Annotated in this window: 27 protein-coding genes; 10 read left to right on the forward strand and 17 right to left on the reverse strand. The window is 58.9% G+C overall.

The window, feature by feature from the left end; genetic code table 11:
- Positions 1-92: 92 nt before the first annotated feature.
- Positions 93-1,073 carry an SDR family oxidoreductase gene (locus AC1DNI_RS15775; RefSeq protein WP_477692525.1) on the forward strand — a complete coding sequence of 327 codons (981 nt, stop codon included), beginning with the start codon at positions 93-95 and terminating at the stop codon, positions 1,071-1,073.
- On the opposite strand, the gene AC1DNI_RS15780 is transcribed toward AC1DNI_RS15775, so the two are convergent.
- The gene (locus AC1DNI_RS15780; RefSeq protein WP_477692526.1) at positions 1,067-1,390 is read right to left on the reverse strand and encodes an antibiotic biosynthesis monooxygenase family protein; all 324 of its coding nucleotides are present in this window, start codon (positions 1,388-1,390) and stop codon (positions 1,067-1,069) included. The two genes, AC1DNI_RS15775 and AC1DNI_RS15780, sit on opposite strands and share 7 nt — an antisense overlap.
- A 12-nt stretch (positions 1,391-1,402) precedes the next feature.
- Positions 1,403-1,687: a DUF3175 domain-containing protein gene (locus AC1DNI_RS15785; RefSeq protein ID WP_477692527.1), complete on the reverse strand. Its 285-nt coding sequence runs from the start codon at positions 1,685-1,687 to the stop codon at positions 1,403-1,405.
- 40 nt (positions 1,688-1,727) lie between these two features.
- Here AC1DNI_RS15785 and AC1DNI_RS15790 point away from each other — a divergent pair, with 40 nt between their 5' ends.
- Positions 1,728-2,411: a UdgX family uracil-DNA binding protein gene (locus AC1DNI_RS15790; RefSeq protein ID WP_477692528.1), complete on the forward strand. Its 684-nt coding sequence runs from the start codon at positions 1,728-1,730 to the stop codon at positions 2,409-2,411.
- A 72-nt stretch (positions 2,412-2,483) separates the two neighbouring features.
- Positions 2,484-3,404: a sensor domain-containing diguanylate cyclase gene (locus AC1DNI_RS15795; RefSeq protein ID WP_477692529.1), complete on the forward strand. Its 921-nt coding sequence runs from the start codon at positions 2,484-2,486 to the stop codon at positions 3,402-3,404.
- Positions 3,405-3,416: 12 nt separating this feature from the next.
- Here the strand turns inward: AC1DNI_RS15795 and AC1DNI_RS15800 are convergent, their stop codons facing one another.
- Entirely contained in the window at positions 3,417-3,992 is a 576-nt protein-coding gene (locus AC1DNI_RS15800; protein ID WP_027231212.1) for a MarR family winged helix-turn-helix transcriptional regulator, read from the reverse strand.
- 254 nt (positions 3,993-4,246) lie between these two features.
- Between AC1DNI_RS15800 and AC1DNI_RS15805 the strand changes: the two genes are divergently transcribed.
- Both AC1DNI_RS15805 and AC1DNI_RS15810 read left to right on the forward strand, forming a co-directional pair.
- Positions 4,247-4,480 (forward strand): hypothetical protein, encoded by a 234-nt coding sequence (locus tag AC1DNI_RS15805; protein WP_477692530.1) that lies wholly within the window; start codon positions 4,247-4,249, stop codon positions 4,478-4,480.
- A gap of 47 nt (positions 4,481-4,527) precedes the next feature.
- Positions 4,528-5,376, forward strand: a complete 849-nt coding sequence (locus AC1DNI_RS15810; RefSeq protein WP_477692531.1) for an aldo/keto reductase — start codon at positions 4,528-4,530, stop codon at positions 5,374-5,376.
- Here the strand turns inward: AC1DNI_RS15810 and AC1DNI_RS15815 are convergent.
- From AC1DNI_RS15815 to AC1DNI_RS15825, 3 genes are all read right to left on the reverse strand, one after another.
- Entirely contained in the window at positions 5,373-7,181 is a 1,809-nt protein-coding gene (locus AC1DNI_RS15815) for a chloride channel protein (protein ID WP_477692532.1), read from the reverse strand. The two genes, AC1DNI_RS15810 and AC1DNI_RS15815, sit on opposite strands and share 4 nt — an antisense overlap.
- 199 nt (positions 7,182-7,380) lie before the next feature.
- The gene (locus AC1DNI_RS15820) at positions 7,381-8,184 is read right to left on the reverse strand and encodes an SDR family NAD(P)-dependent oxidoreductase (RefSeq protein WP_477692533.1); all 804 of its coding nucleotides are present in this window, start codon (positions 8,182-8,184) and stop codon (positions 7,381-7,383) included.
- A 96-nt stretch (positions 8,185-8,280) separates the two neighbouring features.
- The gene (locus AC1DNI_RS15825) at positions 8,281-9,162 is read right to left on the reverse strand and encodes a DMT family transporter (protein WP_477692534.1); all 882 of its coding nucleotides are present in this window, start codon (positions 9,160-9,162) and stop codon (positions 8,281-8,283) included.
- Positions 9,163-9,384: 222 nt separating this feature from the next.
- On the opposite strand from AC1DNI_RS15825, the gene AC1DNI_RS15830 reads away from it, so the two are divergent.
- Complete coding sequence (locus tag AC1DNI_RS15830; protein WP_477692535.1) at positions 9,385-10,539, forward strand: fumarylacetoacetate hydrolase family protein; 1,155 nt, start codon at positions 9,385-9,387, stop codon at positions 10,537-10,539.
- A 2-nt stretch (positions 10,540-10,541) separates the two neighbouring features.
- Here the strand turns inward: AC1DNI_RS15830 and AC1DNI_RS15835 are convergent, their stop codons facing one another.
- The 9 genes from AC1DNI_RS15835 to AC1DNI_RS15875 all read right to left on the reverse strand — a co-directional run bounded on the left by AC1DNI_RS15835 (position 10,542) and on the right by AC1DNI_RS15875 (position 20,179).
- Positions 10,542-11,480, reverse strand: a complete 939-nt coding sequence (locus AC1DNI_RS15835; protein WP_477692536.1) for a phosphatidate cytidylyltransferase — start codon at positions 11,478-11,480, stop codon at positions 10,542-10,544.
- On the reverse strand, positions 11,473-12,111 hold the full coding sequence (locus tag AC1DNI_RS15840) for a lysophospholipid acyltransferase family protein (RefSeq protein WP_477692674.1): 639 nt from the start codon (positions 12,109-12,111) through the stop codon (positions 11,473-11,475). Before AC1DNI_RS15840 ends, AC1DNI_RS15835 begins: the two co-directional genes overlap by 8 nt.
- 38 nt (positions 12,112-12,149) lie before the next feature.
- Positions 12,150-12,572: a hypothetical protein gene (locus AC1DNI_RS15845; RefSeq protein WP_091948024.1), complete on the reverse strand. Its 423-nt coding sequence runs from the start codon at positions 12,570-12,572 to the stop codon at positions 12,150-12,152.
- On the reverse strand, positions 12,565-13,911 hold the full coding sequence (locus AC1DNI_RS15850; RefSeq protein ID WP_477692537.1) for a phosphatase PAP2/dual specificity phosphatase family protein: 1,347 nt from the start codon (positions 13,909-13,911) through the stop codon (positions 12,565-12,567). Before AC1DNI_RS15850 ends, AC1DNI_RS15845 begins: the two co-directional genes overlap by 8 nt.
- Complete coding sequence (locus tag AC1DNI_RS15855) at positions 13,908-15,710, reverse strand: bifunctional alpha/beta hydrolase/class I SAM-dependent methyltransferase (RefSeq protein ID WP_477692538.1); 1,803 nt, start codon at positions 15,708-15,710, stop codon at positions 13,908-13,910. Before AC1DNI_RS15855 ends, AC1DNI_RS15850 begins: the two co-directional genes overlap by 4 nt.
- Complete coding sequence (locus tag AC1DNI_RS15860) at positions 15,711-16,328, reverse strand: CDP-alcohol phosphatidyltransferase family protein (protein WP_477692539.1); 618 nt, start codon at positions 16,326-16,328, stop codon at positions 15,711-15,713. It abuts the gene before it with no gap.
- A 23-nt stretch (positions 16,329-16,351) separates the two neighbouring features.
- Positions 16,352-17,680 (reverse strand): GGDEF domain-containing protein, encoded by a 1,329-nt coding sequence (locus tag AC1DNI_RS15865; protein ID WP_051614740.1) that lies wholly within the window; start codon positions 17,678-17,680, stop codon positions 16,352-16,354.
- A gap of 45 nt (positions 17,681-17,725) precedes the next feature.
- The gene (locus tag AC1DNI_RS15870; protein ID WP_477692540.1) at positions 17,726-18,487 is read right to left on the reverse strand and encodes a transporter substrate-binding domain-containing protein; all 762 of its coding nucleotides are present in this window, start codon (positions 18,485-18,487) and stop codon (positions 17,726-17,728) included.
- Positions 18,488-18,586: 99 nt separating this feature from the next.
- On the reverse strand, positions 18,587-20,179 hold the full coding sequence (locus tag AC1DNI_RS15875) for an EAL domain-containing protein (protein ID WP_477692541.1): 1,593 nt from the start codon (positions 20,177-20,179) through the stop codon (positions 18,587-18,589).
- A 158-nt stretch (positions 20,180-20,337) separates the two neighbouring features.
- On the opposite strand from AC1DNI_RS15875, the gene AC1DNI_RS15880 reads away from it, so the two are divergent.
- On the forward strand, positions 20,338-22,101 hold the full coding sequence (locus tag AC1DNI_RS15880; RefSeq protein ID WP_091921100.1) for a putative bifunctional diguanylate cyclase/phosphodiesterase: 1,764 nt from the start codon (positions 20,338-20,340) through the stop codon (positions 22,099-22,101).
- On the opposite strand, the gene AC1DNI_RS15885 is transcribed toward AC1DNI_RS15880, so the two are convergent.
- Entirely contained in the window at positions 22,088-22,387 is a 300-nt protein-coding gene (locus AC1DNI_RS15885; RefSeq protein ID WP_477692542.1) for a hypothetical protein, read from the reverse strand. The two genes, AC1DNI_RS15880 and AC1DNI_RS15885, sit on opposite strands and share 14 nt — an antisense overlap.
- Positions 22,388-22,586: 199 nt before the next feature.
- Positions 22,587-23,690 (reverse strand): DNA topoisomerase IB, encoded by a 1,104-nt coding sequence (locus tag AC1DNI_RS15890; protein WP_477692543.1) that lies wholly within the window; start codon positions 23,688-23,690, stop codon positions 22,587-22,589.
- Here AC1DNI_RS15890 and AC1DNI_RS15895 point away from each other — a divergent pair.
- From AC1DNI_RS15895 to AC1DNI_RS15905, 3 genes are all read left to right on the forward strand, one after another.
- The gene (locus tag AC1DNI_RS15895) at positions 23,689-23,988 is read left to right on the forward strand and encodes a putative quinol monooxygenase (protein ID WP_091948051.1); all 300 of its coding nucleotides are present in this window, start codon (positions 23,689-23,691) and stop codon (positions 23,986-23,988) included. The genes AC1DNI_RS15890 and AC1DNI_RS15895 overlap by 2 nt on opposite strands.
- A gap of 63 nt (positions 23,989-24,051) precedes the next feature.
- Complete coding sequence (gene ku, locus AC1DNI_RS15900) at positions 24,052-24,864, forward strand: non-homologous end joining protein Ku (RefSeq protein ID WP_027231229.1); 813 nt, start codon at positions 24,052-24,054, stop codon at positions 24,862-24,864.
- A 115-nt stretch (positions 24,865-24,979) separates the two neighbouring features.
- Positions 24,980-25,387 (forward strand): hypothetical protein, encoded by a 408-nt coding sequence (locus AC1DNI_RS15905; RefSeq protein WP_477692544.1) that lies wholly within the window; start codon positions 24,980-24,982, stop codon positions 25,385-25,387.
- Positions 25,388-25,393: the final 6 nt, after the last annotated feature.

The raw sequence follows: 25,393 nt of genomic DNA on the forward strand, positions 1-25,393 counted from the left end.
CGCGGAACAAGCGTTTCGGTTCGGTCAGGGAACCGATCACCAATTCGTGGCATTTACTCACAACTTCACCCGAAGGCGCGGAGGTAAAGGCGATGGCCCAGACTGCTCGATCCAATAAGGGCAAGCAAACGGCGGAACGGCAGCGGACGATCCAGAAGCGGGCCGATACGAAGGCCGAAAAATCCGGTTCGGGGCAAGAAAAAAAGATACCGCAGACAGGGGCGCGCGCCTATCCGGTCCCGCCGTTTCCAAAACAGCATCTGTCAAAACCGGGAACGGAGTCCATGCTCAAACCGGAGCCGATGTACGACGCGCCCTATTATCTCGGGTCACGCAAGCTCGAAGGAAAGGCAGCCCTGATCAGCGGCGGCGATTCAGGTATAGGGCGGGCCGTTGCGGTGTTGTTTGCGCGCGAGGGCGCAGATGTCGCCATCATCCATGTCGATGAGCCCACCGACGCCGAAAAGACCAAGGCGCTGGTCGAGAAGGAAGGCGGGAAATGCCTGCTGATGTCCGGCGACGTGCGAGACCGGAAATTCTGCGAGGATGCGGTCGAGCAAACCGTGAAGGCATTCGGTGCGCTCGACGTTCTGGTCAACAATGCAGCGTTTCAACTCCACACCGACGCGTTCGACGAACTCACGGAGGAGCACTTCGACGAGACGATCCGCACCAACCTCTACGGCTATTTCTTCCTCGCGCAAGCTGCGGCCCGCAAGATGAAGCCGGGTTCGGCGATCGTGAATACCGGCTCGGTGACCGGGATCAGAGGCAGCAAGAACCTCCTCGATTACTCGATGACCAAGGGCGGTATTCACGCCTTTACGCGGGCCCTTTCGGGGAATTTGCTGTCCAAGGGCATCAGGGTGAACGCGGTGGCGCCGGGCCCGGTGTGGACGCCACTCAATCCTGCCGACAAGGAAGCGGCCGACGTTTCGAAATTCGGAAGCGACACGCCGATGATGCGGCCGGCCCAACCCGAGGAAATTGCCCCCGCCTATGTCTTTCTCGCCTCGCCTCACTGTTCAAGCTATATCACCGGCGAGATCCTGCCGATCATAGGCGGCTATTGAGATCGGCCATTGCTGGTGCGGATTTCGAAAACCTGAACTGCATCGGGAAGCTCGATCAGGTAATCCTTGTCGCGTGGAAGATGGTGAATGCTATTTGGATCGCTGCCGGTGAACCGTGACATCGCTTCAATGCTTTCCCAATAGGAAATCGTCATGAATTCGGTTTCTTGCTCGCGATCCTCGCGCAGTGTCTGCACCCACAGCGCCTTTTCGATAAGCGGTCTGATCCCTTCCTCGAAGTTATAGGCCTCGTACTCATCGGCAATGTGCGGCAGCGTGCGGCCACGCCAGATACGCGCAATCTTCGCCTTTTCCATGATTGAACCCTCTCACTCTCGCCCGAATTCCTTGCGAAGCTCGCCCTTGGCTTGCTCCAGAATGTGCTTTTGCGCCTCGGGGAGGTTCTTGCCGGCGCGGTTGATATAAAAGGTCAGCATCGACATGGCAGAACGGTAAGGGCTCGATTTCCTGCGGTCCGATTGTTCCGCCGATTGCTTTAGCGAATGCGCAATCTTGCGCGGGTCCTTCTGTTCGAAAACATTCGCTTTAAGATCCAGCGCATCGCTATGCTCTGTGACGTCTTGCGACCATTTCTTCTTGGCTGTCCTGGCCATTGCAGTACTCCTGCCTGTTGCGCTGGAGATTCAACCGGAGATGGCAGGATTGGTTCCCAATGCCGTGGAACCACGCAATTCTTTCACGCGTTACGGCGCCATGGACAGGTACATCACCGACGGTGAGACACCGGACGCACACTCATTATCCGAGTTAAAGGCGGAAGCCGACCACTGCCGGCGCTGCGATCTCTACAAATATGCGACCCAGACTGTCTTCGGGGAGGGTCCCTCGCATGCCAGGATCGTGCTTGTTGGCGAACAGCCCGGCGACAAGGAGGATCTTGCGGGCAGGCCTTTCGTCGGGCCAGCAGGTCTGGTTCTCGATGAGTGCCTTGCGGAAGCCGCCGTCGACCGCGATCAATGCTACGTCACCAATGCCGTCAAACATTTCAAATTCGAGCAACGCGGCAAGCGTCGCCTGCATGCCAAGCCTAACGGCGGCGAGATCGAGGCCTGCTCCTGGTGGCTCAGAAATGAATTGCGGCTGATCCATCCGAAAATAGTGGTCGCGCTCGGCGGCACCGCGGCCTCGGCGCTACTCGGCAGTTCGGTGCGTGTCATGCGCGATCGCGGCAAGGTCGTTGAAACGACGATGTTTCCGCCGGTGCTTGTAACCATCCATCCGTCCTATATCCTGCGAATTCGCGATCGGGCCGATGCTGCGGCCGAGAAAAAGGCGTTCATCAAGGACCTCTCGGCAATCAAGGCGCTTGCTACCTGATGCAACTATCTGTTCCGGTCGGGCGGGATTCGGGTTAGTTGTATTCCCGTGCCGTGATTGATTCAGGTGAGCATGGATTCTTCGAAGCGAGCAGACGCAATTCTCGACAATCTTCTGTCGCTGCAGACGGAAAGCCTCGCCTTGGTCGCCGTTTATGACGAAGACGATGTGCTGCGCTACGCAAACAAGAGTTTTCGCGCCGCCTATCACCTTACCCCTGACGAGCAGTTGAGCTGGGGCGATATCATGCGGCGCAACTTCCTGGCCGGCGTCGGGACCGTCTTGAAGACGGCCGACTTCGAAGAATGGTTGCGCTCGACCCAGTCACGCCGCGGCAAGACCGCCTTCCGCTCGTTTGAAACAGATCTCGCCGACGGTCGATGGCTGTGGATGACCGAGACAGTGCAATCGAACGGCTGGATGCTGTGCATTGCCAGCGACATTACCCCGCTGCGCGCCGACGACCGCTGGCTTCGCCAGGATCGTGATCTGGCGTTGCGCGCCTCGCAAACCGACGAACTCACCGGGATCGCCAATCGGCGCTTCATAATGACAAGGCTCGAGGCGCTGGCGAGCAGGACCGCAGCGCCTGGTAGCGATATTGGCTGTATCGCAGTGCTCGATATCGATTATTTCAAATCGATCAACGACCGCTACGGCCATCAGTCGGGCGATGTGGTCCTGCTCGATTTTGCCCGGCATGGGCACTCGTTCGTCAGGCGACTTGATTGTTTCGGCCGGATTGGCGGCGAAGAGTTCATGTTCATTCTGCCGGACACCAATATTGAAAACGGCCTGGCGATCCTGGAACGCGTGTTCAGTAAGATTCGCACCTCGAGGCCGCTTCCGTCATATCCGGAGGTTTCCTATACGTGCTCGGCAGGTATGACGGCACTGAAGCCGGGCGACACTGCCCAGGATGCATTCGCGCGGGCCGACAAGGGGCTATATCAGGCCAAGCTTGACGGACGGGACCGTATAGTCGCCGTCTGAGGGGTGGCAGTTCTACCGTTCGTCAGGAGATCCGAAAATGGCAGCCGTCGCCCAAGCCCGCTCCAACCTGTCGAGCGTTTCGAACGCTATCTCCATCCGCCGCATGTTCTCAGGGTCGCCAGCCACCAGCTGGTGATATTTTTCGGTGATTTCCGTCAGGTCGGCGCACAGATCCTGCGCCTTTTGTGTCAGGCGCACCCGGATTGTGCGGCGATCACGCGGCAACGGAATGCGCTCGACATAGCCACACTCGCCAAGCTGCTTCAGGTAATAGGAAAGGTTGGTGCCGCCATAGGGCCCACGATCCATGAGCTGGCCGACGGAAAGTTCGTCATTACCGATCGTCAGGAGCAGCATCGCATGGGCAGGACCGATTTCGCGCACGCCGAGGCGGGACATCTCAGCCTGCAGGAATGTGGCGAAGCGGCGATTGGCCCGCTCCAGCGTCCGACCCAATTCGAAGTGGGTGAATGCGGAAGAAGACGAAGGCGTGCGTTTGCGTCGTGGTGCGTCTACCGCGTCAACGCTGTCCTCGCCTTCCTTGGCCGGGTCGGCTTCGACGAGATTGTGCAGCAAATGCGAGATCATTAGGTGCTCCTGAAACCAGTGTACCACGCGGTGGAAACGGTAATTCGCATGTGCGAAGGGGGAAATTACAGGGCGTAGGTTAACAGAAAAGAGCGAGGACTAGAAGGCATAAATAGTACTAAAGGATTAGTTGATGTGGAAACGGTCCTCTGCGACGCTCCTCTTGGGAGGAATAAAAATAGTTGGCAAACTGGTTGAACGTTCTGCGGGAGAAGAACGAATTGGCCACTGTGTTGGGAAAGAAAATTCCCAGGATGCTCGCGCACGAATCACTTTCGCTCGAACAGGTGTCGGAACTCTACAAGTTCCTTGAAAGCCATGCGCGCAGCATGGAGGAAATCCGGTCGGAGATGGAAGGCGAAGACCTGCCCGAATCCTACTACCAGGTGGCTGAAGACCTCGATCTCATCTTCACCGACCTCGCGGCGTCGGCTGCGGAGCGGCTGCGCGACATGCGTGCCGGTCCGACAGGCCCTTGCACCGGTTGACGATCGATGCTGGACTGAGCCTTCATCGGGTCTTGCAGGACTGAACAATGAAGCATTCGGATATCAGGACGACGTCGCTGCCTTCTGGCGAGAAGGTACCTGTTCTCGGCCAGGGGACCTGGTTCATGGGCGAAGACCGTCGCCAGGCGCAAAGAGAGGTGGAGGCGCTTCGCCTCGGTATCGATCTTGGCATGACGCTGATCGACACTGCGGAAATGTATGGCGATGGCGGCGCGGAAGAAATCGTTGGCGAGGCGATCGCCGGACGGCGCGACGAGGTATTCATCGTAAGCAAGGTGCTGCCGTCCAACGCCTCGCGCAAGGGAACGATTGCCGCTTGCGAGCGTAGCCTGAAGCGGCTGAAATGCGAGACGATCGATCTTTATCTTCTGCACTGGCGCGGCGGATACAAGCTGCACGACACAGTCGCAGCCTTCGAGGAACTGATTGAGTCCGGCAAGATTCGCGCGTGGGGCGTCAGCAATTTCGACACGGACGACATGGAAGAACTCTTCGACGTTTCCGGCGGAAGCGCCGTGGCCGCCGATCAGGTGCTTTACAATCTGACGCGGCGCGGCATCGAATTCGACCTTCTGCCATTTTGCCAAAACCGAACGATCCCGGTCATGGCCTACTCCCCCATCGAGCAGGGCCGCATGCTGGGGCATCCCGCGCTTGCCGCGATTGCCAAAGCGTATGAGACGACGCCGGCGGTCGTGGCGCTTGCATTTGTCATCAATCAGGAAGGCGTTATCGCCATTCCGAAGTCCAGCACGCCGCAGCACATCCGCGACAACCGCAAGGCTCTGGACCTCAAGCTCTCACCAGAGCATCTCGCAGTTCTGGAATGCGCATTCCCGCCGCCGCAGCGCAAGCAGCGGCTTGCCATGCTCTAAATCTCTCCCGATACGTCGCGGCGTTGCCGGTCGAGCTCTTCGCTGTATCGACGCAGCAAGTGACTTTCCGTCAGGAGACCGATGACGCGCCGTTCAACAAGATCGTTGACGACAGCAAGCGCTTCGCTCTCCGTCTTGTCGAAAATCGCTGCCGCCTGCTTTGCGTTCATCTGCGGCTGCAGATATTCGTTGCGGTATTTGATGAGACCGGCAATCGGCAGGTCCTCGTCGGCGTTCTCGGTCAGGCCCGCATGCGCCTCGGGCACGAGGACCATGCCGGCATATTTGCCGGTGTCATCGACGATGATCACCCGCTGCGTCGAACCCAATGGAAAGTCGCGACAAAATGCGCGGATGGTCTGCTCGATCGGCGCGGTGCGAACATCGGATCGCATGAGCTTGTTGACCGTGAGGTTGCGAATCCAGCCCACGTCATGGGCGCTGCGAATGCTCTCACCACGCAGGTGGAAACGCCAGGTCGCGAAGGAGTAGCCGAACGTATGGCGTACCGTCAGCGACGCTGCGGTCACCGCGGCGAGAACGAGGACCGTTATTGGAAAGTCGCCGGTGATCTCGAGGGCGAGGAACGTCATCGTCAGGGGGCCGCCAATAACAGAGACGGCAAGCGCACTCATTCCGACGACCGCGTAGATCACCGGCGTCAGCGTTGCATGCGCAAAAATATAGGGCGCCGAATAAGCAAAGAGCTTGCCGAGCAAGGCTCCCATGAACAGCGAGCCGAAGAAAAGCCCGCCTCTGAAACCCGATCCGATGGAGATCGCGGAAGCCAGCGATTTTAGCAACAGCAGGCCGACCAATGCGGCAATCGTCGTGGTCGTGTCGAGATTAAGGTGCAGCGCGCCATGTCCGCCCGACAGGACCTGCGGCGTGACGAGGGCGAGGAGGCCGACGATGGCGCCGCCGAGGAGGGGCCGGAGCGCTGGTGGAATGAAGCTCTTGCGGGCCATTTCCTCGACGAAAGAGACGCCCTTCATCAGGAGAACGCCGGCGAGTGCGCAGAAGATGCCGAGTAGCATGGCTGGCAGGTAGTCTGCCGGTACGACCGCGCCGAAATGGCCGATGTCGATGACAAAATTGTCACCCGACAAGGCCCTCGCAACGACATTGGCGATCAGCGCCGACACGATCACTGGCGCAAGGCTGAGGATTGTATAGGAGCCGATGATCAATTCGAAGGCGTAGAACGAGCCGGTGAGCGGCGCATTGAACGCGGCCGCAATCGCTCCCGCGGCGCCGCAGCCGACAAGGATGCGCAGATCCGACCGGCGCAGTTTCAGCGAAAGACCGATCTTCGACGCAAGCCCGGATGCAAGCTGTGTGTAGCCGGCTTCGAGCCCCACCGATGCACCGAAGCCGTTCGAGATCAAATTCTGTGCGGCAACGATCAGGCTGTCATTGAGCGACAGCCTGCCGCCATGCAGCGCATTGGCCTCGATGGGGTCGACCATGGGCCGCTTGCGATAGCGGGTGAGAACGAGCAGCACGAGGCCCATGAGAGCGCCGCCGAAAATCGGCGCGATGAACAAAGTGGTCGTATTGGTCGTGACGATCGTCGAAAGGCGCTCGCCGGCCTCGAGACCGAAAATCATCTGGTGCATGCCCTGGGCGATCATGCTCATGGCCGTGACCGTCCAACCCGAAACAACACCGACGACAGCGGCTGCAAGGACGAGGCCAAGTTCGGTGCTGCGTGCGAAGGCCCGCAGCCGGCTCGGCGCAAGGAAAATCGAGAACACGCCCAATCGGCGCAGTGCCAGCTTGCGATAAAGTGGACGTAAACCCATGAGCGGACCATGTTGGCGTGAACCTCCCGAAGGCGGGAGAGCGTGCGATGTGCGCGTTGCGAAGCGGGTTATACATCCATTGTGTCAATGAGTTGGCACAAAACGCCGGGAATTGACCTTTGGTGATGCGATTCATGCAATGAGAGCCGGCCGCCTTGCAGCCGGCTCAACGGATATCCGCTATTTGGGTTTAGTTGCCTTAAGCCCGGGCGAAGAGGCGCGCCGCCGGTTCCCGATGCGAAAGATTGGGTCGCAATGCTTGCCGGGCGCCCTCGAAGGCATTCCAGTCGGCAATGTCGGGCAAAGCCGGAATTGTGACGAGTTCGCCCTGGTCGAGGCCGGCCAAGGACGCATCGACCATGTCGGCCGCGGTCATGACAATGGCACTCGGCAGGTTTTCAACCGGCCGGCCGGCGTTCGCCCAGAACTCCGTGCTCGTGGCGCCGGGCAACACGGCCTGGATACGGATGCCCTTGTCGTTGAGTTCGTGATGCAGGGACTGGCTGAAGGCAAGCACGAAAGCCTTGGTCCCGCCGTAAACGCCGTTGAGCGCTTCCGGCGCAATGGCGACGATCGAGGCGATATTGATAATGGTGCCGCTGCCCCGTGCGACAAACTTAGGCGCTGCGGCCTCTGTCAGGCGTGTCAATGCAACCACATTGAGCTTGATCATCGCGTCCATTTCAGCTGGATCGGATTCGAGCAATGGTGCCGTTGCGCCGACACCCGCATTGTTGACGAGCATGGTTATGCTCGCATCGCTGGCAAGAATGGCTCCGACCTTGGCAATTCCGCTGTCGTCGCCAAGATCGGCGGCAACCACTTCGACGCTCCGCCCCGTTTCGGTGGTCAGGTGCGAAGCAAGGCTTGTCATCCTGTCGCGATTGCGTGCGACGAGAATGAGGTCATAGCCGCGGCGTGCAAGCCTGTCCGCATATACAGCGCCGATGCCCGATGATGCGCCGGTGATCAGCGCCGTGCCCTTGTCTGATTGAATGGTCATGTCCTGGTTCCTTCCATGTCTGGGTGACTGGAGGAAGAATACAACCGAACGGCTACGGCCTAAATGTCATATAAACAACGTTTTAGGACACCGCTGTTAGGTGGCAGAATTAGCCGGTGTCCGCCCTTTCTTTGTTCCGGCCAGAACGTTGGCGACCACGGCGGCAAAAACGATCGAGCCGCCGATAACCGTGCTTTTGCTCGGAGCCTCGTTAAATACGAGCCAGATCCAGAATGGTGCGAGAGGCGCATCCAGCGAGCCGATGAGGGCGGTTTCTATCGGTGGAAGCCATTTTGCGCCTAGCGTGAAGCAGGCAAGCCCGACGGCGGAAACGAGGATGCCGAACATGGCAATGAGGAGGAGGTCGTGTGCGGAGACCGACAGTGGATTGCCGAGCGGCCAGCAGATAAGCGAGCTCAGGAGGGCCGAGACGCAGGCGGCAGGCATGACCGAGATTTCAGGAGACCGGCGCACGATGACCATCAGCACGCCCATGCAGAGGGTCATACCGAATGCCAGAAGATCGCCGAACAGGCTGCCCTCCGTTCCGAGCCCGACCATGATGATGACGCCGCCCATCGCCGCGATGCTTGCGACGATCGCGCGCAGGGTCGAGCGCTCGCCCATGGCCAGCCAGGCAACGACGGCGGCGACGAAAGGGATTGTCGCATAGATGACCGCGACATGCGCCACGGTCGTCTCCTTGAGCGCGGTTATGAAAAACACCATGCCCAGCGACGAGACCGCTACGAAAAGCCAGCCGGGACGACCCATATGGCGGAAGCTCTTCCAGGCGATCCCACCTTCAAAAAGCATCATGGCAACGGCAATGCCGATCGAGCCGAAAATACCCCGCCAGGCAAGGATCGTCCAGCTGTCGAGCGGGATCGCGCGCGTGAACAACCCGGCAAGGCTCCAAGCCACTGCAGATGCAGTAACGAGGATCAATCCCAGTCGATATTCCGCTACCTTGTTCACACACGCCCCGGTTGTCTTTTGCCCTTGCGCGTACTAGTGGCGCGTTCGCATAAAATGACAAGACATATTGGAAGCTCGTCCACGGTCTCCTGACAGGGCGGCCCGGACGAGCGTCGGGCTGGTCTTGATTGGAGCGCGCTCCTCCCGCATAAATGCGGGCAAGCAGTCCAGGGAGAGGATGCCATTCCACTCCGTCAATCCGAAACATCCAGGAAATCGATCATGTCAAATGCCATCGTCCCAACCTCCGGCGTCCTTCTCGGACGAGCCAAAATTCCTGGCTACGACCATCCCCGGATCGTCGCAATCAGAGATGGCATTGTCTATGACATCACCGACAAGGCTGGCCCGACCGTGCGCGACATATGCGAGATGGCCGAACCCGCAAGCTATGTTACCGGCGTGGAAGGCACGAGGATCGGCGCCGTCGATGCCGTCCTTGCCAATAGCTGGTCCAGCACGTTCGATCCGGCCGACCCGGCATTGCTGTCACCCATCGATCTGCAAGCGGTCAAGGCGTCCGGTGTAACGTTTGTCGCCTCGCTGCTCGAGCGTGTTATCGAAGAGCAGGCGAAGGGCGACAAGACCAGGGCGGACTCGCTGCGCGAGGAGGTGCTCGGCCTTATTGGCGCGGATCTGTCGCAAATCGTGCCGGGCTCGCCCGCTGCGATGCAGGTGAAGGAGGCGCTGATTGCACGCGGCGTCTGGAGCCAGTATCTCGAGGTCGGCATCGGGCCGGATGCGGAGATTTTCACCAAGGGGCAGCCCATGTCGACGGTCGGCTTCGGTGCTGACGTCGGCCTTCATCCAATCTCAAGTTGGAACAACCCCGAGCCGGAGATCGTGCTCGTGGTTGCCAGCAGCGGCCAGATCGTCGGTGCGACGCTTGGCAATGACGTGAACCTGCGCGATGTCGAAGGTCGCTCAGCGCTGCTTCTCGGCAAGGCCAAGGACAACAATGCGTCCGGCTCCGTCGGACCTTTCGTACGGCTCTTCGATGGTGAGTTCACACTCGAGACCGTCAAAGCCGCCGAACTCAGCATGCGGGTCGAGGGCGAGGATGGCTTCGTGCTCGACGGGCATTCCAACATGGCCAAGATTTCGCGTAAACCAGAATCGCTGGTGGAGGCGACGATCGGTCGGCACCATCAGTATCCGGATGGCCTCGTCCTCTTCCTCGGCACCATGTTCGCTCCGGTCAAGGACCGCGACGGCCCGGGCAAGGGCTTCACCCATAAGCTCGGCGATATCGTCTCGATATCCACGCCTTCGCTTGGGACATTGTCCAACCGCGTGCGGCTCTCGACCGAGTGTGCGCCGTGGACCTATGGTGCAAGCCATCTGCTGCGCGATCTCGCCAGGGCGGAACTTCTCTAGCGCTAGGTCCAGAAGTATCGGACGATGTGAAAGAAGACCGGCGCGGCGAAGACGAGGCTGTCCGCGCGGTCGAGCATGCCGCCATGGCCCTCGATCATGTGGCCCCAATCCTTGACGCCGCGATCCCGCTTGATCGCGGAGGCGACGAGCCCGCCGAAGAAGCCCATGATGCAGGCAAGAGCAGCCATCAGTCCGGCCTGGGCCGGCGTGAACGGGGTCAGCCAGTAGAGCGCCGCGCCAAGCAGCGAAGCGCTGGCTATGCCGCCGACAAGCCCTTCCCAGGTCTTGGAAGGCGAAACCTTCGGCGCGACCTTGTGCCGGCCGAAGAGCTTGCCGAAAACATATTGCAGGACATCGCTGCCTTGCACGGTGGCTATAAGGAAGGCGATGAGCAGCAATCCCTTGCCGGCAAAGCCGGGGATCGCCAGCGTGAGCAGCGCCGGAACATGGCTGATGCAATAGACCGATAGCATGATGCCCCATTGCTGTTCGCTGACACGTTCCAGAAAGCGCGCGGTGTCGCCCGAAATTGCCGTCAGGGCAGGCATGGCGAGGAAGCAGTAGACCGGCACGAAGATTGCAAACAGGCCGTACCACTCGATCCACAGCAGATAATATTGAATCGGGATGATCACGAGGAACATGCCGATCAGGATCCAGTGATCCCCGCGCCGCGTGTGGGTGAGCGTCACATATTCGCGCAAGGCAGCGAAGGATACGAAGGCAAAGAGGAGGATGACACCGCCCTTGCCGAAAAAGAAGGCGACGGAGATTGCGCCCACCATGATCCACCACGCCTTGATGCGTGAGTTGAGATTGGCGAGGGCGTCCGGCAGCACGTCACCCTTCCGCCGGCTTTTCCAGGAGAGCGCGGTGGCAATGGCGCTTGCGCCAGTGAGGACGGCAAGAAGGCCGAGAAACAGCCAGGCTGCTTCAACCATGATCGAGAGCCCTCTGCTGTTCGGGACTAAGCGTAAGAAGCGCATCGCGGGCACGCGCCAGGAAGGCGTGACGATCCTCCTCTGGCTCCAATTGAACGGGCGTGCCGAAAACAACACGGCACAATAGAGGTACCGGTAGAAACGCGCCCTTGGGGAGCACGCGGGACATATTCTCGATCCAGCATGGGACAAGCTCAACGTCGGGGCGAGCCAGGGCAAGATTGTAGATACCTGAGCGGAAGCGCAGCAGCGGTTCCTCGGTCATGTTGCGCGTACCTTCGGGAAAGATGATCAGTGAGTGTCCATCGGCGAGGGCGCCCAGCATGATGACCATCGGGTCTTCGGCCCGTTCCACCCAGTTGCGCTCGACCAGCACCGTATTGAGAAGATCACGGGCAAGGATGTGGCGGACGCGTTTCCTGCGCCAATAATCTGCGCCCGCGACGGCGCGCGTCCGCTCGCGCTCCTTCGGCGGGAGGCACGTTGAAAGCAGAATGAAATCGCCGTGGCTGGCATGGTTGGCGAAATAGATGCGCTGCCGCCCGGAGGGTGCGCAGCCCTGCCAGATGGGCCGCACGCCGGTAATCGCGCGCGACAGGCCGGCAAGGACCATGGCGGCGGCGCGCCGCATGACATGCTGACCGAACGTCTCCCCAGGTTTATCCACGCTTATGCCGTCCACAAACTATAGGCCGTTGCGGAAGCAAAGAGGGCAAGGAAGACCGCGAAAGCCAGATGAAGGCGCATCAGCAGGCGGTTGGTGCCAGCAATGCGAGCGTTGAGCGGCCGGGTCGTTTTTGGGCATTTGCGCAGGCGCATGCGCTCGAGCAGCTTGTCGGCGGCACGACAGCCCGCCGTTTCGTCTTCATGCGAGGCAATGAAATGGAAAAGTGCCGCATCGAAGCGCAGATAGATGGCAAGGAACAGCGTCGTCAGCCCCCCGACTATGAGGAGTGGCCATAGCCAACTGAAAAGCTTGCCCCCGGCGTCTCCCGCAACGGAAGATGCCACCAATAGAATGCAGGTCAAAAACCCATAAGTATGGGCCCTGCGCGTCAAACGGGCCGCGAAGGTTTCCGCGTCTTCATCCATGCCGTTCCCCTGTTCCTTCCGTCGCGATCATTTCATCGCTCAGGTGTATTGGCCTGCCCCTTGTCTTCATCAGGTGTATCGCCTGTTCTGCGTTAACAGCGTGCCCATGGCGTAAAAGCCAGGTCGCCACTGCCGCTGCGCTGCGCTGAAAGCCGAGCGCGCAACAGACGAGCACGGGACCTCTCATCTGCGCATTTTCGATGGCTTCCGAAGCTTTTTCAAGATCGTCGGGCGGTACCGGGACGAGATCGAGCGCCGGGAAAGTTCGCCAGGCAATTTCGACGCCGGACGGTCTTGCAAGTTCGCTGGTCAAATCGATCACACTGGCAAAAGCCGAAAGCTCGGCACGCTTCGGCAGACGGCCGAGGTGGACGTTGTCAAGAATCCGCACGGAGCTAGGCAGCCCGCGGGTCCATAGGTAGATGTTGATTTTGACGCCAAGCCGATAGGGCGCAAGGAGCCACAGGCTAGCCAGCGATACTGTTCCATCTTGGCGTTTCTGGAAGACCCTGGGCCCTACGCCTAGATAGGCGAGGGCGACAATGCCGAACGCCAGAGCCGGCCAAAGCAAGATGAGGTAAATGATCGATCTCGCTGCTTCAACCACAACAAGGAGAAGAAGCGCGAGACTGGCGGCGGCATAGTAGCTGCCGATACGCTTCTGCTTCCCATTCGGGCCGAGAACAAAATCCCCCAACGGCGACCGCTCCCCGGCGGGAAATAGCCACAAGGCAAAGAATCCGAGGAGTGCGCCGGTCGGTATGTCGATGAAATGGTGCTGGTACGTCGTGAGCACGGAAACACCTATCAGCAGGCACCACAGGTGCCATAGCCCGAGTATCGCGCCTGCGAGCCGGTGGCGCCAGTGTTCCCAGATGATGATGAGCAAGGCAATGTGCAGGGACGGCGCTTGATTGAACGGCTTGTCGAAGCCCCCGAGCAAATCGAAGAGGAAGCCCGGCGCTCCGCTCGTCAAAGGCTTTGCGAAAGTAAAGGTCAGGGGAAAGGCGACGAAGCAGGCAACGGCGATCATCTGCGCCGTGAGATAACGTCTTGCCAGGCGGTCCACCTCTGATGGGGTGTCGTTGAGGAACAGGGACAGACCGTAAAAGGCGTTGATCGACCAATAGGGAAAAATCGTCCAGGCGAGGAAGGGAATGTCATGTTCCCAGCTGAAGGTTATGTGCGCAACGTGCTGCCGTTGCGCGGCGAGCCAGTTGGCCGTGCCATAGGTGAGATAGAAGAAGGGTGCGAGGAAGGCGAGCCACAGTATGGCGCGCTTTGCCACCGGCCCTTCAAGACGCCATTTGCCAATCGGTGAAACGCTCGCCGCCGTCATTTACGCTCGGCGACCGACACTGTGAAAATGCCCCAGCGGTCGATGCGCTGCTCGATTTTCTTGAACCCTGCGGCAGCGACCAGCTGGTCCATCTCGGCCTGCGTGCGCCGGCGCATGATCCAGGCTTCCCCGCCGCGGTGCGATGTCAGAGCGCGTGCGATCATTTCGAGCTGCGGATGCCAGGGCTGGTTGGTGTAGATCAACAGGCTGCCGGGTTGCATCGCCCGGGCGAGGCCATTGAGCGAGCGGCGGATCATGCCGTTGTCCGAAAATAGTTCGTAAAGCCCGGAGACAATCGCAAGATCCGGGGAGGGGGCCGTCGAAGCCAGCATGTCGCAATCGAAGGCATCAGCCTGATAGAAGTTCGTGATCGACTGGAGACCGCGCTCGGCTATCAGCTTGTTCCCCGCATCTACATTGATGGGCGAATAGTCCTGGAGCCGGACACTGTCCGGCTTTATCCCGGATTGCGCGACGGCGTCGAGGATATAGCGACCGTGGCCGGCAGCAATGTCGAGGACATTCGTTGTTCTTCCGCTCGCGGCGAGCCTGGCGAGGCACATTCCGATCAGCTCTTCGAGATGCAGCTTTCGCTGGCGAATGCCGCGCCAGCCGATGGCTTCAAGGAACTGTTTGTCGACGAGCCTGCCACCCGGGCCGATCCCGCGCGGTTGGTTCCGGTAGACATAGTCGAGCGTCGAACCGGAGTCGAAGCCGATCTTTACCCCCGTGCGAATGCCTTCGGAGATGAGGGCGGCGCAGCGCAGGGAGGTTCCGTACGATGTCCAGTATAGGCCCTTGGCCGAAAGCATATCCTGTGGTGACGAAAGCCGGTCAGCCTCGTCGCGTGTGTAACCAGTGGCATCGGCGTTGGTGACGTCGAGTTCGGCTGGGGCCTTAGCAAAGCGCTCGGTTAAGAAGCGGCGCATATGGGCGACGGGAATGGCCCGTTCCTTTTCGCCGAGCGTGTCGTGAAAAAAGCCTTTCAGTACATGCCGTTCCTTCAGGGGATGCGCCAGATTTTCGTAGAAGCGGTGTTGCGGCGCATGGCGAACGACCCAGTCGCTCCCAGAGATCAGGAGTTGCGTCGGCACGATGATTGCGCGAGCGTCGGCGACGACCCGCTCCGCGGTTTCATAAAGGTCGAGCAATATGTTGGAAGCGATGGGGCGGGTGATCAGCGGGTCGTTTTCAAACGAGGCGATGCGCGCGGGATCGTGGGTGAGGAACTTGGCCTTGACGTAGGAATTGACGAAGAACTGGCCTTTCAGCTTTTGCCAGAGCGAGATGCCTTGCCGGGCAAAGGGAACGTATAGTTTTACGCTGAACGCCGGCGACGCAAGAACAAGCGCGCGAATAGGCGGCGCATAGTCATGGACCCAGCTTGCCGCGAGAACTGCTCCAACCGATTGGGCGACGACCGCGATATCTTCCATGGCAAAGCCGTCCCCGGCGATGATGTGCCGAACGAAAATGTCGAGATCGCGTACCGAAGCAGCGAACGATGGCGAAAAGCCGCGCGTTCCGGGAGAACGGCCGTGGCCGCGGGCATCCCAGGCATAGAATGCAAAATCATCGAGACCAAGCTCGCCGACAAGGTGGGCGACACGCCCGCCATGCTCATGGCCGCGATGCAAAAGAACGATTGCGCCTCTGGCCGTCCCGCTGCGCGCCGGCCACTTGCGATAGAAGAGTTCCGTGCCGTCATGCGTGCGAAAGAAATGCTCTTCGGCTGCGCCGGGCGCGGTCCGGCCGTTGGCGTTCTCGGTGGTCGTTTCGTGTTCCGCCAACGAGATCATTCAGGATGCCGCCGTTTCCGCGCGCCGCAAGCCCGCCCGCACGCGATTGATCATGGTGTAGACCGAAAGGAGCGCCATGAGAGGAAAGATCCAGCCGAACCAGTAAGGGAGCACGATACCGCTGCCGATGAGGGCCGCGATGACGCCGAGTGCCAGGGCACGGTCGCTCTTGCCGAAGGGCCCGTCATAGCAGCGGCCCCCGCCGGTCATCACGCCGAGGACGCCGGCGTATTCGGTCAGCATCGCGGCTATGGCAAAGGCGACGACGCCGGGCGGCGCGAATGGCCCGACCAGCATGAAGGGCAGGATGAGCGCCACGTCCGAGACGACGTCGCCGAGTTCGTTGAGATAGGCGCCGAGTTTCGAAGCCTGCCTGAACTCCCGGGCCATCATGCCGTCGATCGCGTTAAGCGCCATGCGCACGAAAAGGACGACCGGCAGCAGCCAGAAGACCGGGAAGATGTCGTAGAACAGGGCCACCACCGCTCCCGCAAGGACCGAAAGCACGGCTGCCGCGAGGGTGACCTGATTGGCGGTCACACCGCGCGCGACCAGGCGACCGACGAGCGGCCGCAGCAGGTTCTGGAAGGCTGGCTTCAGGGAATAGAGCGTTGGCATCGGCGGGATTCCCGAGAATTGGTCTAGGCCGTCAGCGGTTTCAAATCGGCCCTGCCGGGCAGAGGAAGCGATTTCACAATATTGCGTCCGCTGTGCTTGGCAAGATAGAGCGCCCGGTCGGCATTCTCGAGCAATTGCGCCGCAGTCTCGAACCTTCCGCTTTTGATCGTCGCCACACCGACGCTGGCAGTTATACGGATGGTTTCATCGTAGCTTGAGGTGATGATAAGGCTGCTGATCGACAGCCGGATTTTTTCCGCTTCGGCAATCGCGCTCTGCAAATCGCAATCCGGAAAGACCAGGGAAAACTCCTCGCCGCCGTAGCGAGCCGCGTGGCAATCGCGTTCGGCACCGATGCTGCGCAGGACATTCGCGGTCATTTTCAGGCAGGTATCGCCCATCTGGTGGCCGTAATGGTCGTTTATCGATTTGAAGTGGTCGAGGTCGACCATGAGGATTGCAAGATCGGTGTCGTTCTGCGTCGCCTTGGCAAACTCCTCGCCGATACGCTTTTCGAAACTGCGCCGGTTCGCAAGGGTCGTCAGGCCGTCTTCTTCGGAAAGCGCCTGCAGGATGGAATTGGTCCGCAGCAGATCAAGTGAGACGTGGCCATAGGCTTCGATGGCCTCGTTGATCGTCGACAACTCACGGAACAGCGGCCGGCGCAGTCTGAGCCTGCGCTTTTCGTGGCGGTCGATGGAACGCAGGCCTTCGATGGCCGAATTTATGGGGCGAATTATGTGCCTCGCCACGACATAGATCGCGCCGACAGCAATAAGAACCGGCAACGTCAGAATGATGATCCACGCTACCTGGATCATCTTCGCCGTCCGCTGGATATCGCCGGACATGCCATAGGCGAGAACCGCGGCGTCGCTGACGATGGATTGGCCGAGTTCATCGGTTACCCGCATGGCGCTTTGGTAGGTTTCGAGGGCCTGCCGCTCCAGCTCGGCTCGAACCGCGGGGTCGGGACTCGTATCGCCAGCATCCATCTTGCGAACCTGATCGCGAAGGGCGACGATCTGCTTGACGTGGCTGCTGACCTTTTGGACGCCCTTGGCCAACTGATCATTTTCATCCAGCGTAAAGCTCTGGGCAAGCACATGCGTCTGCAATTGCAGCTGGCGCTCCAATTCGCGGTCTTTCGCGAGGTAAATGGAACGCGCGAGCGACGCCAGCCGCTCGACCTTGATGGCGTTGCGGTTCTGGCTCAAGACCAGCGGCAGCTGCTGTTCCTGGGTATAGCGCGCATCGTTCTCGATCTTGCGCAGGAATACGATGGAAACGCCTGCGGCAACTATGGCGTAAAGGAGCACGAATCCGATCAGCAGCCTTCCGGCCGTGATCATCGATATCTGCACTCCTCTCCTGCGCGCTGCCATTGCCGGACTTACCTAGTAGATGCTGAAGGGAAAATAAGTGTTGTTGATACGATCATACGTCCCGTTCAGCCGGAGATGATCGAGCGCCTCGTTGACCTTCTTGATCAATTCCACATTACCTTTTTGCGCGGTGATGTGCGCCGAGCTTTTGAGGAAGCCGTTGGTTACCGGATCGCCCACATAGTCGAACTTCGAATTATTCGGCGATTGCAGAAAGGTCAGCAGGTCGATGGAATCCGCCAGCACCAGATCGACCTCGCCCGCCTGCAGCAGCTTTTGCGCTTCCGGCTCATCCTTGGTCAGGACAATCTTGCTCTCTTTATAGGCCTTCTCCAGATATTCCGATTGGATCGTCTGCTTGCCGGCCGCGATGCGCACGCCCTTGAGGGCGGCGGGCGCAACATCCTTGAATCGGTTCGGATCTCCTGCAAACGCCGAATGCGAACGATAGTAGGAACTTGAAAACTCCATTCGCGCGGCCCGGGCATCGGTATACGACATGCTCGCTACGACGAGGTCGTATTCGTTGTTTTCCAGCCTGCCGATGATCTCATCCCAGGGTATGGCAACGAGGGTGCATTCGGCCTTCATGTCCTCGCAGACAGCCTTGGCTATATCAACGTCGAAGCCCACGAGATTGCCATTGGCATCGATGGAATTGAACGGCGGATATGCGCCTTCCGTTGCAACTCTAAGTTTTAAGGCTTCCGCCGAAGCGCTGCCCGCGAGCAGTTGAAGTGCTACAGCAGCCACTGCCAGGATTGTCAATTTCATCGTTTGCCGTCCCCAATACCCCGATGATAGCAGAATCACTCGGACGAAATGAACAAACTATGATCGATCAACAATTAATCCGAACATGCTTGATTTAAGTTAAATATCAGAAGTTGCATTAGATTGTTCGCGCGATGCGTGCACCATTTCTCTGATGGCCGCCGAAGTGGTCGGTCGGCCGAACAGCCAGCCCTGCCCATCCACCTTCGGTACGAGAGCGGCGAAATAGTCGCGCTGCGCCTCTGTTTCGATGCCCTCGACGACGATGGCGAGATGATGCACGTGGGCCATGCCGATGATTTGAGGGATGATCGAAACCGACACCGACCCGGTTCCAATAGTCCGGGTGAAGGAGCGGTCGATTTTGATGCCATCGACGCTTAGTTCGCCAAGATAGGCCAAACTCGAATAACCGGTTCCGAAGTCGTCGATGAAAATCTTGTGCCCACGCGCACGCAAGCGCCGTATCGCGGCGATCGCATCGCTGGAGTTGGCGGTGGATTGCTCGGTAATTTCGAGCAGGATCTGGTCGCTGGCAACGTTTGCCGCCTTGAGCCGGGCCGCGAGCCAATCGTTGAAGTGTCGATCGAAAAGGTCGGCAGCGGATATATTGATATTGATGTGAAAATTCCGATTGGCCACCAGAAACGCCGCCATGTCGTCCAGGACGTGTTCGATAATACAGGTCGTCAGACGATTGATCAGGCCTGACTTCTCCGCAACCGAAATGAACACATCCGGCGAAATTGCTTCGCCATTGTCGCGCCAACGCGCCAGCGCTTCCGCCGCCACCGGTTTTCCGGTGACGATATCGACGATGGGCTGATATTCGACCGTCAGCCGCTTGCGCGCGATCGCCTGCTGCAGGCGCGCCTTCATGCTCATCGTGTTGCGGCGTAGCAGGATGAGGATCACTCCGAGCGCGCCGCCAAGCGCCGCTCCGAACAGGGTCAGAATGATCGTCATGGGCTGCGCCGATGCCTCGAGCCTGCCGACTTCGACATTGACCGTTACGCAGGCGGTTTTCCTGCAGACGTTGCGAAAGATCGTACCGCCCTGCCTCCCGCCGCCGGAGGGCCTGACCCCCCCGATTGCCCCTTGATTGAGTGTGCCGAAGAGACCGATCGTCTCGGGCATGCCAACGGGATTGAACATGACGCTGAACGTGTAGTCGGGATTTTTCAGCGTTTCGAAAGCTTGAGGGTCAAGAACGACATTGGCCTGGCCAGTGCCGATGATCGGGGCCGTGGTGTTGGAGATGGCAAGACGCGCCTTCGTGTAGATCAGTTTGCCGTCCAATGTTTCGAAATCATGCGTGATCAGGGGCATTGGTTTGCGACCCTTCCCGAAAACCGCAGAGCAATGAAAAGCGCCGTCCTTGACCCGTCCGAGGTCCTTCAGGAACTTCGTTCGAAACAGAATATCGCGAAGGTAGCTGATTTCTTCGGTCGAGCAGAAGGGAAAGGGCGAGCCGTTGATGACGGCGAGCATGTCGTCGACTTCGGCAAAAACGTCAACCGCGCGATCAAGCACCTGATCGGTGTATCTGCGCATGTCGGCCCGATCGCTCGAGACGATAACCAGCTTGCTGATCCATGCACCGCAGATACCGCCGCCGATTATCAAGGCCGCGACGAGCAAACTCCTGAACCAGGCTCGATCGAAATGGCGCCGCATCCAGAAAATTCTCATCGTCTTTTCCAAGCATCGATCCGCCAAGCTTCCAGGTTAAGATCATCCTTGCACGGCAAGTCGTAAAATTTCTCTGACCGAATGACACGAGACAATAATCGTAGCGAACCCGAAATCCACGCTGTAAGTTGTGGCGAGGGTGGAGCCACAACGAGAAGATGCAGCCGGCGCGATCAGAGCAAGAATTCCAAAACATCCTTCGTCGTCTCGAAATAGCGCTCGACGCATCGCAGATCGGCGTCTGGGAGCACAATGCCGAGACCGGCGAGGTGATCTGGAATTCACAGATGCACCGGCTCTATGGCACCGGCGGTACGCAACGACGAGTTAGCTCTGAAATTTGGATCAATGCGATTCATCCTGACGATCGGGCAAGAGCCATGGAGGACTTCAATGAAGCCGCCGAGCTCAAGAGCGACTACGTCTCGGAGTTCCGGGTGATACTCCCGAACGGAGATATTCGTCACATCAGGTCGCGGGCGCATTATTACGACGACGGCAGCAGCGGCACGTTCGTTGGCGCCGAGTGGGACGTTACCGCTGATGTCATGCTCACCCGCGAACTGTCAAACCAGAAGGCGATCGCCGAAGCACGGACGCTTGCCCTCGAGGCCAGCACTGCTCAGATCGAATATGCTGCCGAGCATGACTATCTGACCGGTCTTCCCAATCGGCGGTTCTTCGACAGGCGTCTTGCCGAACTGTCGAACGATCCCTTAAGGGAGCGTCTTGCCGTGCTCCATGTCGATCTCGATTATTTCAAGCAGGTGAACGACACGGCGGGCCATGCCGCGGGCGATGCCGTGTTGAAGTCGGCGGCGTTGATGATCGCTTCCGTCGTGCCGGAAGGCGGCTTCGTTGCGCGCATGGGCGGCGACGAGTTCATCATCCTCCTTTCGGATTTTGCGACGATCCGGGAGCTGGAAGTTGTTGCCGAGCATATCGTGCGCCTCCTGAAGCAGGGCGTATCCCACGGCGGAGCATTGCTGCAGACCGGCGCCTCCATCGGCGTCGCCTGGGTCAATGACGGCAACGCCTCGGGACTGCTCGCCGAATCCGATATCGCGCTCTACCGCGCCAAAAAGCTCGGCCGCAACCGCGTCGAATTCTTTGCGCCGCACCTCAAAAGCGAACTTTCGCGGGACCGTCGCATCGCTGAACATGTGAAGCGGGGCCTTGAGCGCGGCGAGTTCGTGCCTTTCTACCAGATCCAGATCGATGCTGAGTCACGTGAAATCGTCGGTATAGAGGCGTTGGCCCGTTGGAGACACCCCAAGCGCGGCGTGCTCGGCCCCGAGGCCTTCCTGAAGGTGACGAATACGCTCGGCCTCATGGCCGATCTAGATGCAGCCATGTTGCGAGCAGTGCTGCGCGACCGGCAGGTCTGGCAGGAAAGCGGCATCGCGGTTCCACGCATTGCGGTCAACACATCGGCGGCCCGCCTGTCCGATCCGTTGCTGATCAATCAGCTGCGTCTTTTGCAGATTCCGCATAATGCGATTTCGTTCGAGCTCCTGGAGACTATCTTTCTCGACGAGCTCGAAGACGAGGTCCTGCTCAACATTTCCCTGCTGAAGCAAATGGAAATCGACATCGAGGTGGACGACTTCGGTTCGGGACACGCCTCGATCATCGGTCTCCTGAAACTCAAACCAAAGCGCCTGAAGATCGACGGGCGCCTGGTCATGCCGATCACGATCTCGCCCGAGCAGAGGAGTCTCGTCGGGTCAATCGTTGGAATAGCCCGGGCGCTCGGCATTGGGGTGATTGCAGAGGGCGTCGAGACCAACGAGCACGCGAAATTGTTGCGGCGTCTTGGCTGCGATACATTGCAGGGCTATGCAATCGCCTACCCGGAACCTGCGGCGGACCTTGGCGCACGGCTGCTTGTCGAGCGGAGTAAAGGCTCTAGTGTTCCGTGAACGACTCCGGCATTCCTTGCTTGATTTTCCCGATCGGGAAGGGTTTCTGGAAATGACCGCGCGCACCGAGAAAATTCAGTTCGCGGTTTGCCGCCATTGCGGCCAGTTCATCCTCGTCGCGGATCCCGCTTTCGAACATTGCGATAATGGTTCGCGCAAGTTCATTGCACCGAGGATCGGTCCTTGGGCAACGATCTAGCAGAATCGAAGCGCGATTATGCGCGCGCTGCATGATTTCCCAATCAGTGGTCGTAAATATGCGTCTGTCGATTTCCAAAAAGGCCATGACACGCTCCCTCAGATAAGGCGAGAACACATCCATGATTGCGGGTCGCCTCCCGCTGGGCATAATGTGAGCTAAGCGCATTTTCCGAGCGCCAGCAAATCGAATTTATTTCCTCTTTTCCGCGGCCCACTTACCGCAATGCGGAATCTCGCCCTGCGGTTCCAAATTTCTCAAACGCCCTTGAACACATATCCGGCATCTAGCGTTCGCCTTCGAGGAGCCGCATCAGGCCGGTCTCGGGGCCGCTCAAACCTTTTCGATGAGGCGATCGAAGCAAGGATCCGCCAAGTTCTCCGGCATTGAAACTTTCGATAATCAACGGGTGCACGTAACTCGACCTTGTAACGGCCGGGGTGTTGCGCAGAAACTCGCTGACATGGCGCATCGCCGCCGCAACAGCGCGCTTGCGCGCCGATTCACTTTGCGCCTCGATACCGGCCAGGAAGGCCAGTGCCCGTGCGGAACCATGGAAGGTGCGAAAGTCCTTGGCGCTGACCTTCGAACCCGAAATCTCGCGCAGATATTCGTTGAGCTTGCCGGCATGAAGCTTTCGCCAGCGATTCTCGTCCTTGTACTGGAACAGCCGTCCCCGACGCTTCAACAGCCTCAGGCGCTTGACCGCAGACGGATCCTTGATCGTTATCTCATTGGTTTTCTTGGATTTGCCGGCAAAAACGAAGCTTGCAGTATTGCCGTCGATCTTGAGATCGGTACTTTTAAGCGAAGCGATGCCACGGCCGCCATCCTTGGCATATTTTTCGTGACCGGCACGAAACGCCTTCTGGTCGATCAGCTTGATGGCAAGGGCAGCGAGGGGTTTTCCGGATGTGGGCTTGCTGCGCATGTCGCGCATCACCCGTTTGCGGATGCGCGGCAAGGCCTTGCCGAATGCAAGCAAACGGTTGGTCTTCATGCTGTTGCGCACGTTCTCCCATTTCGGATGATAGATGTATTGCCGGCGCCCGAGAACGTCCTGCCCGACAGCCTGTATGTGGCCCTTGGCGCTACCGCAGCAACGAACATCGGTCCAGGCCGGCGGGATGACGAGTGCAACGATACGGGCCTCGTCCTTGGGAGAAAGCGGCTTGCCGTCGAACCGTTTATACCGGAAGCCCTCCTTAAAGGGTGTGCGAATTAACGTAAAATCTGCCGGATCGACCAGTTTCAGGCCAAGCTCTTCTGCATAATCTTCATAACCGCGCTTCACCGTCGTCTCCACATGTCTATTGCCGAGAAACGTGATTGCGGCGAGACTGTTCCAGCGCCGAGTGGCGCGCATCGCAGTCAAGGGAGGAATGACCATGACGAAACTTGCTCTCTATGTTCCGCTCGAAGCAAAACCCGGCAAGGAAGAAGAGGTCGCGGCCTTTCTCAAATCCGCCTTGCCGCTCGTGAACGAAGAAGCGGGAACCGTCGCCTGGTTCGGCATTCGGATCGGGAAGAGCAACTTTGCGATCTTCGATGCTTTTCCTGATGAAAGCGCGCGGAACGCCCATCTTTCCGGCAAGGTTGCTGCAGCTTTGATGGCGCGGGCGGATGAGCTTTTCGCCAGTCCGCCTCAGATCAACAAGCTTGAGGTTTTGGCGGCGAAACTGCCATAGTTATTATGCGGGAACGATTCGGCTGTTTGCAGCTTTCGTGCTGGACGGCAAGGAAAGGTTGACATGGCTCCTCGTTCTTTCTGGAAAGGATACCTGAAACTGTCTCTCGTGACCTGTCCCGTGGCGATGGTTCCGGCTACGACCGATCAGGAAAAAGTGCGGTTTCATACATTGAACCGGAAGACCGGCAACCGCGTGGTCAGCCAATATGTCGATTCCGTCAGTGGCAAGGCTATCGACGAGGATGATCAGGTAAAAGGCTATCAGCGCGGCGAGGACGAATATGTGGTGCTCGAGGATGACGAGATCGATGCTGTCGCGCTCGAAAGCACGCGCACAATCGACATCGAGATGTTCGTGCCGCGCGAAAGCATCGAATGGATTTGGTACGACAAGCCGCATTACCTGACGCCGGATGACCCCGTCGGCGAGGAGGCATTTGCCGTCATCCGCGAAGGGATGGTGGCGACAGGAAGGGTCGGTATTTCCCGCCTTGTCATGTATCGCCGCGAGCGGGCGGTCATGATAGAGCCGCGCGGCCGCGGCATCGTGCTGTGGACGCTCCGTTATGGCGACGAGGTTCGCGACGGCGACGCCTATTTCGGCGATATTCCGACCGGCAAGACCGATCCTGAACTGATGAAACTGGTACAGACACTCATCGAGGAGCGCACCAAATCGTGGGATCCGAAGATGGCCGAAGATCCGGTGCAGGACCGTCTGCTCGAAATCATCGCGGCCAAGAAAAAGGGCAAGAAGCGTCCGGCAAAGGCCAAGGCCGCGGAAACGGAAGAGGCGCCCAGCAACGTCATCAACATTATGGATGCCCTGCGCAAGAGTATAGCGAGCGACAGCAAGCCGACGAAGAAACGGTAGGCAAGATCGATTTCTGTTGTTATCTACGAACGGTTTCGAATTTTAGAATGAATAATTTCAATCAGCAATTTGGGCGTCCATCGCTGACGCCGTGGGTAAAGAAGGCAAATTTGATATGTCAGCAGATTTTTATTGTTGGGCTGCCAGCGCCGGCATGACGCCTAGTGATCCGAATTTTGACGAATGGATGGATGCTAAAACCGAAAGCACCGAAAAGGCCGCTCCGAGCCTTGAAGCCTTTGCGGATGCTCTTCTCAAGCGATATCCGGATCTCGCTCCTCAGGGCGGAGCTACGATATGGACGTTCAGCCCGATAAAGTCGACGATCTCCGACGACTTCATGTCGCTCCACCTCACCTGGGATGGTTTGCAGGAGGCTTTGGCCTTTATCGTTGAAACAGCGCACCGCCACGACATCGACTGTTACGATCCACAGACTGGTGACTATTATCCTGCTCCTGTCCGAAGTTCATCTTCGCTAATCAGCAGATTATTCAAGGGTCTGTCTGGACGATCGAACTGAATGGCG

The organism is Phyllobacterium sp. 01N428, assembly GCF_056399405.1.

Bases quoted from the DNA above. Each gene is read 5' to 3' on its own strand.
- AC1DNI_RS15775 (WP_477692525.1), top strand. From the start codon at position 93: ATGGCCCAGACTGCTCGATCCAATAAGGGCAAGCAAACGGCGGAACGG.
- AC1DNI_RS15780 (WP_477692526.1), bottom strand. From the start codon at position 1,390: ATGGAAAAGGCGAAGATTGCGCGTATCTGGCGTGGCCGCACGCTGCCG.
- AC1DNI_RS15785 (WP_477692527.1), bottom strand. From the start codon at position 1,687: ATGGCCAGGACAGCCAAGAAGAAATGGTCGCAAGACGTCACAGAGCAT.
- AC1DNI_RS15790 (WP_477692528.1), top strand. From the start codon at position 1,728: ATGGCAGGATTGGTTCCCAATGCCGTGGAACCACGCAATTCTTTCACG.
- AC1DNI_RS15795 (WP_477692529.1), top strand. From the start codon at position 2,484: ATGGATTCTTCGAAGCGAGCAGACGCAATTCTCGACAATCTTCTGTCG.
- AC1DNI_RS15800 (WP_027231212.1), bottom strand. From the start codon at position 3,992: ATGATCTCGCATTTGCTGCACAATCTCGTCGAAGCCGACCCGGCCAAG.
- AC1DNI_RS15805 (WP_477692530.1), top strand. From the start codon at position 4,247: ATGCTCGCGCACGAATCACTTTCGCTCGAACAGGTGTCGGAACTCTAC.
- AC1DNI_RS15810 (WP_477692531.1), top strand. From the start codon at position 4,528: ATGAAGCATTCGGATATCAGGACGACGTCGCTGCCTTCTGGCGAGAAG.
- AC1DNI_RS15815 (WP_477692532.1), bottom strand. From the start codon at position 7,181: ATGGGTTTACGTCCACTTTATCGCAAGCTGGCACTGCGCCGATTGGGC.
- AC1DNI_RS15820 (WP_477692533.1), bottom strand. From the start codon at position 8,184: ATGACCATTCAATCAGACAAGGGCACGGCGCTGATCACCGGCGCATCA.
- AC1DNI_RS15830 (WP_477692535.1), top strand. From the start codon at position 9,385: ATGTCAAATGCCATCGTCCCAACCTCCGGCGTCCTTCTCGGACGAGCC.
- AC1DNI_RS15835 (WP_477692536.1), bottom strand. From the start codon at position 11,480: ATGGTTGAAGCAGCCTGGCTGTTTCTCGGCCTTCTTGCCGTCCTCACT.
- AC1DNI_RS15840 (WP_477692674.1), bottom strand. From the start codon at position 12,111: ATGCGGCGCGCCGCCGCCATGGTCCTTGCCGGCCTGTCGCGCGCGATT.
- AC1DNI_RS15845 (WP_091948024.1), bottom strand. From the start codon at position 12,572: ATGGATGAAGACGCGGAAACCTTCGCGGCCCGTTTGACGCGCAGGGCC.
- AC1DNI_RS15850 (WP_477692537.1), bottom strand. From the start codon at position 13,911: ATGACGGCGGCGAGCGTTTCACCGATTGGCAAATGGCGTCTTGAAGGG.
- AC1DNI_RS15855 (WP_477692538.1), bottom strand. From the start codon at position 15,710: ATGATCTCGTTGGCGGAACACGAAACGACCACCGAGAACGCCAACGGC.
- AC1DNI_RS15860 (WP_477692539.1), bottom strand. From the start codon at position 16,328: ATGCCAACGCTCTATTCCCTGAAGCCAGCCTTCCAGAACCTGCTGCGG.
- AC1DNI_RS15865 (WP_051614740.1), bottom strand. From the start codon at position 17,680: ATGATCACGGCCGGAAGGCTGCTGATCGGATTCGTGCTCCTTTACGCC.
- AC1DNI_RS15870 (WP_477692540.1), bottom strand. From the start codon at position 18,487: ATGAAATTGACAATCCTGGCAGTGGCTGCTGTAGCACTTCAACTGCTC.
- AC1DNI_RS15875 (WP_477692541.1), bottom strand. From the start codon at position 20,179: ATGAGAATTTTCTGGATGCGGCGCCATTTCGATCGAGCCTGGTTCAGG.
- AC1DNI_RS15880 (WP_091921100.1), top strand. From the start codon at position 20,338: ATGCAGCCGGCGCGATCAGAGCAAGAATTCCAAAACATCCTTCGTCGT.
- AC1DNI_RS15885 (WP_477692542.1), bottom strand. From the start codon at position 22,387: ATGGCCTTTTTGGAAATCGACAGACGCATATTTACGACCACTGATTGG.
- AC1DNI_RS15895 (WP_091948051.1), top strand. From the start codon at position 23,689: ATGACGAAACTTGCTCTCTATGTTCCGCTCGAAGCAAAACCCGGCAAG.
- AC1DNI_RS15890 (WP_477692543.1), bottom strand. From the start codon at position 23,690: ATGGTCATTCCTCCCTTGACTGCGATGCGCGCCACTCGGCGCTGGAAC.
- ku (WP_027231229.1), top strand. From the start codon at position 24,052: ATGGCTCCTCGTTCTTTCTGGAAAGGATACCTGAAACTGTCTCTCGTG.
- AC1DNI_RS15905 (WP_477692544.1), top strand. From the start codon at position 24,980: ATGTCAGCAGATTTTTATTGTTGGGCTGCCAGCGCCGGCATGACGCCT.